This is a genomic window from Streptomyces sp. NPDC036984 (assembly GCF_055607665.1).
The window spans coordinates 99162-111157 of the sequence record NZ_JBVJRL010000007.1; the positions used below are offsets into that span (position 1 = coordinate 99162).

At 69.6% G+C, this 11996-nt stretch carries 12 protein-coding genes and 1 pseudogene; 7 read left to right on the plus strand and 6 right to left on the minus strand.

Annotated elements, in window-relative coordinates; all coding sequences use genetic code 11:
- Window positions 1–35 precede the first annotated feature (35 nt).
- Complete coding sequence (locus ACZ7DL_RS15695; protein WP_470774708.1) at window positions 36–1490, plus strand: peptidoglycan D,D-transpeptidase FtsI family protein; 1455 nt, start codon at window positions 36–38, stop codon at window positions 1488–1490.
- Window positions 1491–1586: 96 nt separating this feature from the next.
- Here the strand turns inward: ACZ7DL_RS15695 and ACZ7DL_RS15700 are convergent, their stop codons facing one another.
- On the minus strand, window positions 1587–2984 hold the full coding sequence (locus tag ACZ7DL_RS15700; protein WP_470774709.1) for an NCS2 family permease: 1398 nt from the start codon (window positions 2982–2984) through the stop codon (window positions 1587–1589).
- A gap of 246 nt (window positions 2985–3230) precedes the next feature.
- Here ACZ7DL_RS15700 and ACZ7DL_RS15705 point away from each other — a divergent pair, with 246 nt between their 5' ends.
- The 3 genes and pseudogenes from ACZ7DL_RS15705 to ACZ7DL_RS15715 form a co-directional block, all read left to right on the plus strand.
- Window positions 3231–3800: a SigE family RNA polymerase sigma factor gene (locus ACZ7DL_RS15705; protein WP_470774710.1), complete on the plus strand. Its 570-nt coding sequence runs from the start codon at window positions 3231–3233 to the stop codon at window positions 3798–3800.
- A complete protein-coding gene (locus ACZ7DL_RS15710) occupies window positions 3797–4636 on the plus strand; it encodes a hypothetical protein (RefSeq protein ID WP_470774711.1) in 840 nt (279 codons plus the stop codon). The genes ACZ7DL_RS15705 and ACZ7DL_RS15710 overlap by 4 nt, the downstream gene beginning before the upstream one ends.
- 138 nt (window positions 4637–4774) lie before the next feature.
- Window positions 4775–5809, plus strand: a pseudogene (locus tag ACZ7DL_RS15715) (glycoside hydrolase family 43 protein); the annotation flags it as partial.
- A gap of 9 nt (window positions 5810–5818) precedes the next feature.
- Here ACZ7DL_RS15715 and ACZ7DL_RS15720 read toward each other — a convergent pair.
- Window positions 5819–6616 (minus strand): HAD family acid phosphatase, encoded by a 798-nt coding sequence (locus ACZ7DL_RS15720; RefSeq protein WP_470774712.1) that lies wholly within the window; start codon window positions 6614–6616, stop codon window positions 5819–5821.
- A 254-nt stretch (window positions 6617–6870) separates the two neighbouring features.
- On the opposite strand from ACZ7DL_RS15720, the gene ACZ7DL_RS15725 reads away from it, so the two are divergent.
- The 3 genes from ACZ7DL_RS15725 (at window position 6871) to ACZ7DL_RS15735 (ending at window position 8049) form a co-directional block, all read left to right on the plus strand.
- Window positions 6871–7098 (plus strand): hypothetical protein, encoded by a 228-nt coding sequence (locus ACZ7DL_RS15725; RefSeq protein ID WP_470774713.1) that lies wholly within the window; start codon window positions 6871–6873, stop codon window positions 7096–7098.
- Window positions 7099–7200: 102 nt separating this feature from the next.
- Window positions 7201–7572, plus strand: coding sequence for a hypothetical protein (locus ACZ7DL_RS15730; RefSeq protein ID WP_470774714.1), 372 nt, complete (start codon window positions 7201–7203; stop codon window positions 7570–7572).
- An 18-nt stretch (window positions 7573–7590) separates the two neighbouring features.
- Complete coding sequence (locus ACZ7DL_RS15735) at window positions 7591–8049, plus strand: hypothetical protein (RefSeq protein ID WP_470774715.1); 459 nt, start codon at window positions 7591–7593, stop codon at window positions 8047–8049.
- A 124-nt stretch (window positions 8050–8173) separates the two neighbouring features.
- Here the strand turns inward: ACZ7DL_RS15735 and ACZ7DL_RS15740 are convergent, their stop codons facing one another.
- The 4 genes from ACZ7DL_RS15740 to ACZ7DL_RS15755 all read right to left on the minus strand — a co-directional run bounded on the left by ACZ7DL_RS15740 (window position 8174) and on the right by ACZ7DL_RS15755 (window position 11904).
- Complete coding sequence (locus tag ACZ7DL_RS15740) at window positions 8174–8536, minus strand: hypothetical protein (protein ID WP_470774716.1); 363 nt, start codon at window positions 8534–8536, stop codon at window positions 8174–8176.
- A gap of 48 nt (window positions 8537–8584) precedes the next feature.
- Complete coding sequence (locus ACZ7DL_RS15745) at window positions 8585–9724, minus strand: pectinesterase family protein (protein ID WP_470774717.1); 1140 nt, start codon at window positions 9722–9724, stop codon at window positions 8585–8587.
- Between the two features lie 69 nt (window positions 9725–9793).
- A complete protein-coding gene (locus tag ACZ7DL_RS15750; RefSeq protein WP_470774718.1) occupies window positions 9794–11107 on the minus strand; it encodes a pectate lyase family protein in 1314 nt (437 codons plus the stop codon).
- Window positions 11108–11124: 17 nt separating this feature from the next.
- Entirely contained in the window at window positions 11125–11904 is a 780-nt protein-coding gene (locus ACZ7DL_RS15755; RefSeq protein WP_470774719.1) for a rhamnogalacturonan acetylesterase, read from the minus strand.
- Window positions 11905–11996 lie beyond the last annotated feature (92 nt).

Sequence of the window (11996 nt, forward strand, 5' to 3'; positions counted from 1 at the left end):
AACGATGCCCCCGTCTCGATCGTCTTCCGAGCGGGATGAACAAGACGATCAGGCGGGCGTCCGTCTTCTCGCTGCTGCTCGTGCTCGCCCTGCTGGTCAGGGCCACATGGCTGCAGTACTACGACGGCCAGGCCCTCGCGGACGACAACGACAACCGGCGGAACGCGATCACGACCTACTCGCGGCCCCTCGGGAACATCATCGTGGCCGGAGAGGCGGTCACCGGCTCGGCCCGGACGAAGGGAAGCGACCTCGCGTACAAGCGGACGTACAAGAACGGCGAGCTGTACGCCGCGGTGACGGGCTACGCCTCGCAGGCCTACGCCCCCACCCAGCTGGAGGGCATCTACCAGGACCTGCTCAACGGCACGGACAACCGGCTGATGACCGTGATGGACACGGTCACCGGGCAGCGCGCCGACCCGGGCAACGTCCTCACGACGATCGACCCGGCCGTGCAGAAGGCGGCCTACCGCGCGCTGGGCGACAACAAGGGCGCGGCCGTCGCGATCGACCCGAAGACCGGCAGGATCCTCGCGTCGGTGTCGACGCCGTCGTACGACCCCGCCTCGCTCACCGACGCGAACACGGCCGGCAAGGCATGGAAGACGCTCAACGCGGACGAGGACAAGCCGCTCACCAACCGCGCGCTGCGCCAGCCGCTGCCGCCGGGCTCGACGTTCAAGCTGGTCGTCGCGGCCGCCGCGCTGGAGGACGGGCGGTACGAGAACGTCGACGAGCGCACCGTGAGTCCCGACCCCTACACCCTGCCGGGCACGGTGCGCCCCCTGGAGAACGAGAACAAGTCCGCACCCTGCGAGAACGCCTCGATCCGGGTGGCCCTGCAGTACTCCTGCAACAACGTCTTCGGCAAGATGGCCGTCGACCTCGGCCAGGACAAGGTGAAGGCCATGGCCGAGAAGTTCGGCTTCAACGACGACGAGCAGGACGTGCCGGTGCGGGCCTACGCCAGTGTGTACCCGTCCGACATGGACAAGGCGCAGACCGCCCTGACCGGCATCGGCCAGTTCGACGTCACGGCCACGCCGCTGCAGATGGCCATGGTGTCCGCGACCATTGCCAACGGCGGCAAACTGGTATCGCCGCACATGGTGTCGCGGATCACCGACAGTGGCGGCGATGTGTTGAAGGACTATGACGACAGCGCCGGCACCGAGGAGATCATCAGCTCCTCCACCGCCGAGCAGCTCCAGTCGGCGATGCGGACGGTGGTGAAGGACGGCACCGGTACGAACGCGCTGATCGACGGGGTGACCGTCGGCGGCAAGACCGGTACCGCCCAGCACGGCGAGAACAACAGCAAGACGCCGTACGCCTGGTTCACCTCCTACGGCAAGTCCGACAGCAACGGCAAGGAGGTGGCTGTCGCCGTGATGGTGGAGCAGTCGGACGCGGCGCGGTCGGAAGTGAGCGGCAACGGCCTGGCGGCGCCGGTGGCCAGGGCCATGATGCAAGCGGCCCTGAAGTGAAGCGCCCCGTAAGGGGCGCGGGCGGTAGCGATATGCGGCTCCGCCGCGTGGGCGCGATCCACCGCGGCGAACCCGCCGCCGATCGCCCCGCGTCCCTCACTTCACACCCAGCACCTGCTCCACCGGGTCGATCGCGAAGTACACCAGGAACAGCGCCGAGACGCCCCACAGCAGCCAGTTGACCTCCCGTGCCCTCCCCAGCACCGTCTTGATGACGACGTAGGCCAGGAACCCGGCCCCGATGCCATCGGTGATGGAGTACGTGAACGGCATCGCGGCGATGGTGAGGAACGCCGGGATGGCGATCTCGTACCGGTCCCAGTCGATGTGCTTGACGTGGGTCATCATCAGGAAGCCGACGGCGATCAGGGCGGGCGCCGCCGCCTGGAGCGGGACGATGGTGAGCAGCGGGGTGAGAAAGAGGGCGAGGCCGAAGAGGCCGCCGGTGACCAGGTTGGCGAAGCCGGTGCGGGCGCCCTCGCCGACGCCGGCCGCGGACTCGATGTAGGCGGTGTTGGAGGAGGCGGAGCCGGCCCCGCCGGCGACGGCCGCGGCGCCGTCGATGAACAGTACGCGGCCGATGCCGGGCACCTGCCCCTGCTCGTCCAGCAGGCCGGCCTCCGCGGTGATGCCGACGATCGTGCCCATCGCGTCGAAGAAGTCCGAGAGGATGAGGGTGAAGACCAGCAGGACGGCGGTGAGGACACCGGCCTCGGCGAAGCCGCCGAGCAGGCTGAAGTGACCGATCAGCCCGAAGTCCGGGGCGGCGACGAGCTTGTCGGGCACCTTGGGTGTGGTCAGTCCCCAGCTCTTGATGTCGGCGACGGCGTTGACGGCGATCGCGACGACGGTCATCGTCACGATGCTGACGAGGATCGCGCCCTTCACCTTCCGGGCGAGCAGCGCGATGGTGAGCAGCACACCGAGACAGAAGACGAGCACCGGCCAGCCGGTCAGCCGGCCGGCCGCACCGAGCTGCACCGGCACGGTGGTGTGCGCGGCGTCCGGGACCCGGCTGACGAACCCGGCGTCCACGAAGCCGATGAAGGCGATGAACAGGCCGATACCGACGCCGATGGCCTGCTTCAGCTGCTGCGGGATCGCGTTCATGATCGCTTTTCGGAGCCCGGTGAGCACCAGCACGCAGATGACGAGGCCCTCGAGGACGACCAGGCCCATCGCGTCCGCCCAGCTCATCAGCGGGGCGAGCTGGAAGGCGACGACGGCGTTGAGGCCTAGGCCGGCGGCGATGGCGAGCGGGAGGTTGCCGCCGACGCCCATGGCGATCGTCATCACACAGGCCACCAGCGCGGTGGCGGTGACGAGTTGGCCGGTGTCCAGGGTGTGGCCGTACTTGTCCTTGGCGCTGCCCAGGATGATCGGATTCAGGACAAGGATGTAGGCCATGGTGAAGAACGTGGCGAAGCCGCCGCGTATCTCGCGCCCGAGCGTGGATCCCCGCTCGGAGATCCTGAAGTACCGGTCGACCGACATGGTCCTGCTCCTCGTCAGCTGATGATCAGTGGGCGGATGCTGGCTGGATTGTTCCCTCGTCGAACCCGTTTCAGGTTTTCTCCGTGTTACGGAATCGAGTTCGGACAGCCATACGTTGTCCGACCCCCCGTACGGCCCACACAAAACGATCACTGCTACGCTCCGGATCTCCGTCCGGGCGCCCCTCCGGACCTTCGCATGTCATTCACATGACACTCACAGAGCTGCACCGAGAAGAGGTCACCCGTGGGCACAGTCGTCGACGACGCCGCCTCCGTGGAGTTCCATGCCTTCTTCGAGCGGCACTACGCCGAACTCTCCCGTCTGGCTCACCTGCTGACCGGGGAGGCGGATGCCGCGGACGACCTGGCGGCGGACGCGCTGCTGGCGCTGTGGCACCGCTGGGACCGGGTGCGCGCGGCCGACCATCCGGTGGCGTACGCGCGGGGCGTGGTCGCCAACCTGGCCCGCACCCGGATCCGCAGCGCGGTGCGCGAGCGGCGGCGGATCGCGCTGTTCTGGCCGCGCGGCGAGGAGAGAACCGAGGACCCCGACGTCCCCGGCGTGGTGGACGTCCAGGAGGCGCTGCGCAGGCTGCCGTTCCGGAAACGGGCGTGTGTGGTGCTCCGGCACGCGTTCGACCTGTCGGAGAAGGACACGGCGCTCGCGCTCGGAGTGTCGCTGGGTACGGTTAAGAGCCAGACGTCCAAGGGCATGGCCGAACTCCAGCGGCTGCTCGGCCCGCAGGGCGACCCGCGGCGGGTGCACGCGGCGATGGCGACCCGGGGCGGCGAGAGCGGAGGAAAGAACCGATGAGGCAGCAGGACGTGCACGACGAGCTGCGCGCCCGGCTGCACGAGGCGGCCGAGGCCCACGAACCCGACCGCGCGCGCATCCTGGCCCGCGTGGAGCGCGGCATGGCCGCGCGGTCCCGGGCCGGCCACCGGGCCGTGCGCCCCGCGCTGTCCGGGTGGTTCCGGGTGGCCGGCGCGACGGCCGCGGTGGCCGGTGTGCTCGCGGTCGGGGGCTACGCGGTGGCGTCCGCGGTCAAGGACGAACCGCCGGTACGGCGGACGGTGGCGGGCTCGCCGACCCCCACGCCCTCGCCGACCGCGGCGTCCCGGCCCCCCGTCCGCCCCTCGGCCCCGGTTGCGGACCCGGGCACCGTCCAGCCGTCCCGCACACCGGGTTCCTCCCCTTCCCGCACCCCGAAGGCCACGGCCTCGGCCCGGCCGCCGGTGGCCCGCGCCGAGCAGGACGGCCCGCTGTGGTCGGACGGCTCGATCGACCCGCACAGCAACGACTTCTGGGCACAGAGCAACCTGACCCTGAAGACCTCACGGGTACTGACCTCGCTGTCGGTCGAGTTGAAGGTGGCCCAGACCGGTGGGGTGACATCGACGGGTGCGTGGCGTTCGCTGCCGGAGGGGGACTTCACGCAGCGCGTCGCCGAGAAGGGCGGGTTCGTCGTCTACACCTGGACACTGAAGGAAGGGCGCACGATCCCGGCGGGTCAGTGGGTGTTCGCGGGGCAGTACGACCATGCCCGCGGGGGCCGGGACGCGAAGGACGACGGGTACACGTTCACCGGTACCGCGGCGGGCCGGGAGTACACGGTGACCGGCGACTTCGCCGTGCATGACGGCTCGTGAGCCGGCCGCGGCCGAAACCGACCGAAACTTTCGGCCGCCCCGCTCGCCCGCACACCGATTGACGCGGCACGCCTCACTGGTGAGACTCCGAGAACGCACAGCACCCAACAGAACCCCTCACGCTCACACAGGACTGTTATGCGTCTCCGAACTCTGCTGGTCCCGCTGCTCGCCCTCCTCCTCACCCTGGCCGCCGCCCCGCCCGGCTCCGCGCACCTCGCGCGCGCCAAGTACGCCGGATACCTCTTCGTCTACTTCACCGGTGAGGGCACGGCCGACGGCGAGCAGATCCGCTACGCGCTCAGCGCGGGCAACGACCCGCTGCACTGGCGGGAACTGAACGGCGGGCAGCCGGTGCTGACGTCGACCATCGGGGAGAAGGGGCTGCGCGACCCGTTCGTGATCCGCTCGCCCAAGGGCGACCGGTTCTATCTGATCGCCACGGACCTGCGGATGTACCGCGACAGCAGCGGAAGCTGGGACCACGTCCAGCGGCACGGCAGCAGGTCCGTCATGGTCTGGGAGTCCCGCGACCTGGTCCACTGGACCGATCAGCGGCTGGTGCGGGTGGCACCGGACAGCGCGGGCAACACCTGGGCGCCGGAGGCGTACTGGGACGACCGGCGGCACGAGTACGTCGTCTTCTGGGCGTCGAAGCTGTACGCCGCCGACGACCCGGACCACACCGGTTCGACGTACAACCGCATGCTGTACGCGACCACCGGGGACTTCCGCACCTTCAGCGAGCCGAAGGTCTGGGACGACCCCGGCTACTCGGTGATCGACTCGACGGTCGTCAAGGACGGGGGGACGTACTACCGCTTCACCAAGGACGAGCGCGACCCCTCCTCCAGCTCCCCGTGCTCGAAGTTCATCACCGCCGAGAAGGCGCGGGACCTGACCGACACGTCGTACGACTTCGTCGCGGACTGCATCGGCAGCGGTTCGATCGCGCGCGGCGAGGGGCCGACCGTCTTCCGGTCCAACACCGAGAAGAAGTGGTACCTGTTCATCGACGAGTACGGCCTGCGCGGCTACGTCCCCTTCGAGACCACCGATCCGGCCTCGGGCACGTGGACCCGGTCCACCGGCTACGGGTTGCCCGCCAGCCCCCGCCACGGCACGGTGCTGCCGGTGACGGGGGCCGAGTACGAGCGGCTGCTCAAGACCTACGGCTGAGCGTCAGGAGACGAAGTAGGTCGGGTTCGGCAGCTTGTACGTGCGGTTCGCGTAACCGCCCTCCAGGTCCGAGTACTGGTCGCCGAAGTTGGCGATGATCTCGTAACCCAGGTCGTCCTCGATGTGCTTGCGCGTCCCGGACTTGTACTGCACGGTCGTGCAGGTCCAGGTGCCCGGGGTGGCGCAGTCCTTCAGGTAGGCCGGCGGGCTGGCCTTGTCCTTGAGGAACATGTGGTCGGCGTCGAGGTTCACATCGGCGCCGACCTTCTTCAGGTTGTCGACCGCGGCGGTGCGCTGCGCCTCGCTCAGGCCCGAGTTGTAGAAGACCTCGACGCCCTTGGACTCGGCGTACCGCACCAGCTCCGGGCTGCCGAAGACGGCCGGGCGGTCGGCCTTGTTCACGTAGTCGGCCCACGTGGTGGAGTTGTACGTGTAGTTGTAGCGCTTCTCGTAGTCGAGGCTGAGCAGCAGGGTGTCGTCGATGTCGAAGACGACGGCCGGCTTCTCGCCCCGGTGGTGCGCCTTGCGGGCGGCCTTGTCGATGTAGCGCTTGGCGTCCGCGTCGATGTGCGCCAGGTCGTCGGCGTACGGGCTGTCCGGGGACGCCTGGTAGACGCCGCCCGCATCGGCGGTGGTGCCGTAGTAGGTGTCGATGTCCTTCACCAACTGGCCTATGTTGTAAGGCTCGTGGGTGGAGTTCGCTGTCGACTGGCCGGCGGTGGCCGCGCCCGCGCCGTACAGCGCCGCCCCGGCGACGACACAGGCGGCGCCGGCAGCGACCGCCTTGAGGGACTTCCGCATGGATTCTCCGGATCTGGTGGATGAGAGTGATGTACCAGGTCAGAGATTGTCTACGCGCATCAAACGCGCAGTGCGAGCCCTGTTATCCGATCGATACGCACGCTCTCTTGAACCCCCGTCAGGAGCATTGCCTTCCGATTACCTCGATCTGACACTCCCTTGACGCCGTGGCCCCTAGGGTCGCAGTCCGCGCCCGCGAAGTGTCCCTCGCCGGCGAGACCACCCACAGGCAACGGAAGAGGAACGACCCCACGATGGCGGAGACCCTCCCGTTCTACGCAGAAGTGCGCGTCCTCCGGGCCTCCGGCAGACCCCGTCTGGAGGGCGAGCTCGGAGGCGTCCTCGGCGTCACGGAACCGCCCGGCGAAGCGACTCCGGCCGCCTATGCCGTGTTGATCGACGGAGAGGACGAGGTGTACACATTCCTCCGCGACGAGATCGAGCCCACGGGGCATATGCGAAAGCAGGAGGACTACTACTGACGGCGGTCGTCACTGCGGACGGGGCGGAAGCAGACGCCCGACGGAGTGCCCCACATCGGAACCACCCTCATCCAGGATGAGGTCCCTCCCAGGAAAGACACCATGACGGACCGCCGCGCCGGCAGACCACTCTCCCCCCTCGAACAGCGCGTCCTCGCCAAGCTTCTCTCGGCGGAATTCCCGGGCGGGCAGGAACTGCGGTACCAGCTCGCGGAAACCCGTGTCACCCGCCACTGGGGGACCGAGTCCCCGAGCGTGGATCTGGACGTGCCACCCGGTGTCCCAGAGGCAGGGATCAAGGACGGCATCGTCCCCGCCACCGGCACGGTCACGGACGACTCGGGCGAACTCTTCGGCGAACTGCTCGTCCTGGTGAGCGACGGCAGGCTCTCGGCCCTCGAGTTCTCGTGGTACGGCGACACCGCCCCGACGGATCTCCCGGACCCCGGTCTTGTCACCGTGACGGTGCGGTGAGACGGAGAGACCGCAACCATGAAATTCGTCGAGACCTACTGGTACGACTCCGGATTCTTCCTCGACCCGTCGGCATACCTGGCGGAGCTTCCTCGTCTGCGCGGCGTACTCCCGCCGGGCGCCTGGGCCTTCGTCTCCGACCCGGGGCACTACGACATCCCCCGGGCCGACCGGTGCGTCAAGGACCTGGAGCTGGCCGGGATCCGTCCGGCGACCGACAAGAGCGGACGGCTGGTGCTGGAGTTCGCGCCGAACCGGTTCAAGCACGAGTCGGGACTGTGTATCAGCTACTCGGGGGTGCGGCACTTTTCGATCGAGTACCACCATGCGATCGACTGGATGCTGGTCGACACCGTGCTGCTCGACGAGATCCTCCCGGACGAGGACGGCGGCTGCGTGCATGAGATCGCCCTCACCGACGCAAGCATCACGGTCCGCTGTCAGGATCTGGAAGCGGTGTGGGGCAGCCCGGAGTGATGCCGGCGGCCTCCGGTGAACAGCCCGTCCTGAGCAGGCTGCTCGCGGCGGAACGGGGCGAGCTGGCCGGACTGCACACCCCGGCGGGCCTAATGAACGGTTCGGTGCGAGGCAGGAGAAGTGGTCAGCCAACGCTCAACCAGGTCACGACAGCCAGAACGAGTGGGACAGGACACGCCACCGCGGTCAGCAACAGCCGACGTCCGGCCGGCGTCATGCGACGCACCCGGGGCACAAAGGCGAGCGCGGCGAGCAGTGCGGCACCGCCGGCCACGCCCGCCGCGTACTCCGCGAGAAGACCACCGACGGCCGTCCCTGCCGCCGCACCCCACAGTGCGAGCACGCTCACCAGGAAAGTCAGCCATGCGATCGACAGGACCGTGGCAGCCCCGAGCAGAGCCGTCAGCAACACGACCCCAGGACGGGCAGCAGCCGACGGGGCCGGCTTCGACGGGCCGGAGAGCCTCGCATGCGTCTGAGGATTCATGAATCGATGATCGTCGGCAGCCCTCGTGCACGTCATGAGGCGCCCTACTCAACCAAGCGCGTAGACGTACTCACTCTCGGCTGCTCCAGGCGCCAACGGAAAGGGCGTCCAGTCCCCGAGGTAGGCCGCCCGGGTCGCCGACTCGGCCTCCGCGTCGGCCAGCTGGGGCCGGTTCCCGGGCACCGTGACGACCGCGCCCGGGCCGGTGTCGCGGTACTCCGCGAACCGCTGAAGCTGCCACGGGTGGGCGGCGGACATGTCGGTGTAGGGGGCGACCGCGTCGATGCCGGGGCCCAGCCAGGTGTCGCGGACGGTGAGCATCGGGCGGGCGGTCGGGTCGGAGCCGGGCACCCAGGGGCGGGCCAGCTTGTAGCAGGCGTCCGGTGCCGCGCTGGTGACACGGCTGTGCGAGACCAGGTAGCCGCGCGGGTTGGCGACGGCCGTGGAGGGCGCGAAGACGAAGCCGTAGGGGGCGGCGGCGAGGTCGGCGCGGTTCAGGGTGCGGAAGTGGCAGTGCTCGTAGACGGCGGTGGCCCGGCCGAAGACGAAGTCGACGTCCCCCTCGACGTAGCAGTGGGCGTAGTGCTGGCGGGCGAAGACGCCGAGCGCCATGGAGTCGGCGTACAGGGTGTCCTGGTGGCCGAGGAAGCGGCAGTGCAGGAAGGCGCCGCGGTCGCCCTGCACCTTGATGGCGACCGCCTGGGTGCCGCTGATGTCCGGGTGGTCGGCGCGCAGCCAGTCGTTGGCGAAGGTGATCCAGCGGGCGGTGAACCCCTCGGCCTGGACGGTCGTCGTCGCGGAGCCGGTGGTGCCGTAGGTGCCGCCGCCGGGCTTGGGGGTGCCGGCCGCGTTGTCGTAGACGATCACGACGTCCCGGGGGTTCTCGGAGGCGCCGAGCCAGGTCATCTCCGTGCGGGCGGCGTCGACGGCGACCGTCTCCCGGTAGGTGCCGGGGGCGATGACCAGGGTCCGGCCGCTGCCCGTGGCGGCGGTCACCGCGGCCTGCACGGTGGTGAAGTCACCGCTTCCCTGTGGGTCGACGTACAGGGTGCCCGGGGTGAGGCGGCGGGCCGGGGAGCCGTACCGGCCGAACGGGCGCGTGCGGGCGTGTGCGGGGGCGGATGCCAGGGCGAGCGCGGCGGCGGCCCCGGCGCTCGCGGCGAGGAGACCTCGTCTGGACAGAGGCATGGGCGTGCTCCTTCTGAGGGCGGCTCCGGGCGGGTGCGGCCGGGACGGCGCGCGCCCCGGCCGGTGGGGTCAGCGCAGGTGTCCGGCGCCCGCGCAGTGGTCGACCAGGCCAGGCACGGCCCGGGCGGGGTCGACCTCGGTGCGCAGGGCCGGCGTCCAGCCGGCCCCGGACCGGAGGATCTCCCCCGGGACCTGCGCGTTGTGGACGGCGATGAGGTCCGTCGGCACGCCGTTGACGTAGTTGTCGTCGGCGGTGACCGGCGCCTCCTTCCACTTCTTCAGGACGGAACCGGCCCGGGCGCCGTCGGGCAGCGTGAACGCGTTGTGCTCGGCGACGAGCTGGGACTCCATGCCGATGCCGTAGCTGTAGGAGTAGCCGGCGCCGGCTACGAAGTGGTTGTTGTACGAGTCCACCTGCCCGAAGCGGACCCGCGGGGCCCGCTCGACCAGGTTCCGGAACAGGTTGTGGTGGAAGGTGACCTTCAGATGGCCGCGGTCGGCGGCGGCCGTGGCGGCGCTGTCGCTGTTGCCGATGAGGATCGTCTTGTCGTGGTCCTCGAAGACGTTCCAGGAGGCGGTGACGTGGTCGGCCCCCTTGACGATGTCCAGCTCGCCGTCGTGCTGTTGGTAGATCCGGCCGTAGTACGCCGGCAGGGTGCTGTCCGGGTGGTCCCCGTCCGTGAAGGTGTCGTGGTCCATCCAGACGTGGGTCGACCCGTAGATCACGGCGCTGTCGTACTCGGAGTTCCAGTTGCCGTCGGCGGTGTCGGTCGGGTCCCACTGCGGGAAGCAGTCGAGCGGGCTCTCGAAGCTCAGATTGCGGACGATGACGTTGTCGACGCCCTTGATCTGGAGGCTGGCGCCCTTGAAGCCGGCGTTCCGGCCGATGCCGACGATGGTCGTGTTGGCGGGGACGGCGGCCTTGATGGAGGCGTCCTGGCGGGCGGCGGAGGCGCGGCGCAGGCCCTCGGGGCTGTCGTCGGGCTCACTGTCGAGGGTCTTCGAACGCCCCCACACCGCCGGGTCGTAGGTCTTCAGGTAGGTGGCGAAGTCGTACCCGGGCACGGCGAACGAGTCGCAGCTCGGGCCGTCGGCGTCGATGGTGCCCTTCACCTTGATGATCTTGGGTGCGCTGCCGCCGCCGGCGAGGGCGGCCTTGAAGGCGTCCCAGGTGGTGACGGTGTGGACGTGGGCGGAATCGGCGGCGGCGCCACCGGTCGTTCCGGTGCCGTAGGCCGCCCAGCCGTCGTTCGCCGCGAGGGTCTGGTGGGCGAGGTCCGGATGCCGGGGCTGGGCGGAGGCGGTGCCGGTGACGGCGAGCACGAGGGCTGTGCAGCCGACGAGGGGCGCTATGACGCGTCCATGACATTGTGGTATGCGCACGGTTACGGTCTCCTCGTTCACGAATCCGATGCGGGCGGCCAGGTGATCCAGGACGTCGGGATGTCCTCGTGCAGCCGGACGACGTCGTGCGGGGGCAGCACCCGGGTGCGCAGCAGCTCCTGCGCCACCAGCCGGGCCACGGCGATCGCGCCGGGCGGATTGAAGTGCGTGTTGTCCTGCTCGGTGGCGGTCCAGTTGAAGTAGGTCTTCGTCGCCTCGGCCCCGAGCCGCTGCCACAGCGCGAGCGACAGCGCCTCGATGTCGAGCAGCGCGACGTGCTCGGCCTCGGCGAGCGCGCGCATCGCCGCCGGATAGTCGCCGTGGGTGGGCAGGGCGTCGCCGCCGGCGTCGAATCTGCGGCGCTCCACGGGGGTGGCGAGGACGGGCCGCGCCCCACGCTTTCGGGCCCCCTCGATGTACAGCCGCAGATACTGCTGGTACGTCGTCCAGGGCTCGGTGTACCGGGCGGGATCGGTGGCCTTCTCGTCGTTGTGCGCGAACTGGACGAGGAGCAGGTCACCACCCCGGATCTCGGAGAGAATCGCGTCCAGCCGCCCTTCGTCGACGAAACTCTTCGAACTCCGCCCGTTGACCGCGTGATCGGCCACCTTCACCTCCGTGCGGAGAAAGAAGGGAAGCGCCATGCCCCATCCGGTCTCGGGAGCGGCGTCGGCGTATTTCTGGGCGGCCGTCGAATCACCGGCGATGTGGAGGGTGCGCGATTCCCGGCGGGAACGCCCGGCGAGGGGAACGGCGGCAAGAGCAGCGGACGTGACTTGTCTACGCGTAAGGGACACAGCATGTGCCTTTCGACGGCGATGCGTTTCGGGGGGCGCGGGGCTGCGGTCGATATGCGGCTCCGCCGCGCGTGCGCGTCCGGCCGCGCACC

Excerpts from the sequence above, each read along its gene's own strand:
- ACZ7DL_RS15695 (WP_470774708.1), top strand. The coding sequence starts at position 36 with ATGAACAAGACGATCAGGCGGGCGTCCGTCTTCTCGCTGCTGCTCGTG.
- ACZ7DL_RS15700 (WP_470774709.1), bottom strand. The coding sequence starts at position 2,984 with ATGTCGGTCGACCGGTACTTCAGGATCTCCGAGCGGGGATCCACGCTC.
- ACZ7DL_RS15710 (WP_470774711.1), top strand. The coding sequence starts at position 3,797 with ATGAGGCAGCAGGACGTGCACGACGAGCTGCGCGCCCGGCTGCACGAG.
- ACZ7DL_RS15720 (WP_470774712.1), bottom strand. The coding sequence starts at position 6,616 with ATGCGGAAGTCCCTCAAGGCGGTCGCTGCCGGCGCCGCCTGTGTCGTC.
- ACZ7DL_RS15725 (WP_470774713.1), top strand. The coding sequence starts at position 6,871 with ATGGCGGAGACCCTCCCGTTCTACGCAGAAGTGCGCGTCCTCCGGGCC.
- ACZ7DL_RS15730 (WP_470774714.1), top strand. The coding sequence starts at position 7,201 with ATGACGGACCGCCGCGCCGGCAGACCACTCTCCCCCCTCGAACAGCGC.
- ACZ7DL_RS15735 (WP_470774715.1), top strand. The coding sequence starts at position 7,591 with ATGAAATTCGTCGAGACCTACTGGTACGACTCCGGATTCTTCCTCGAC.
- ACZ7DL_RS15740 (WP_470774716.1), bottom strand. The coding sequence starts at position 8,536 with ATGAATCCTCAGACGCATGCGAGGCTCTCCGGCCCGTCGAAGCCGGCC.
- ACZ7DL_RS15745 (WP_470774717.1), bottom strand. The coding sequence starts at position 9,724 with ATGCCTCTGTCCAGACGAGGTCTCCTCGCCGCGAGCGCCGGGGCCGCC.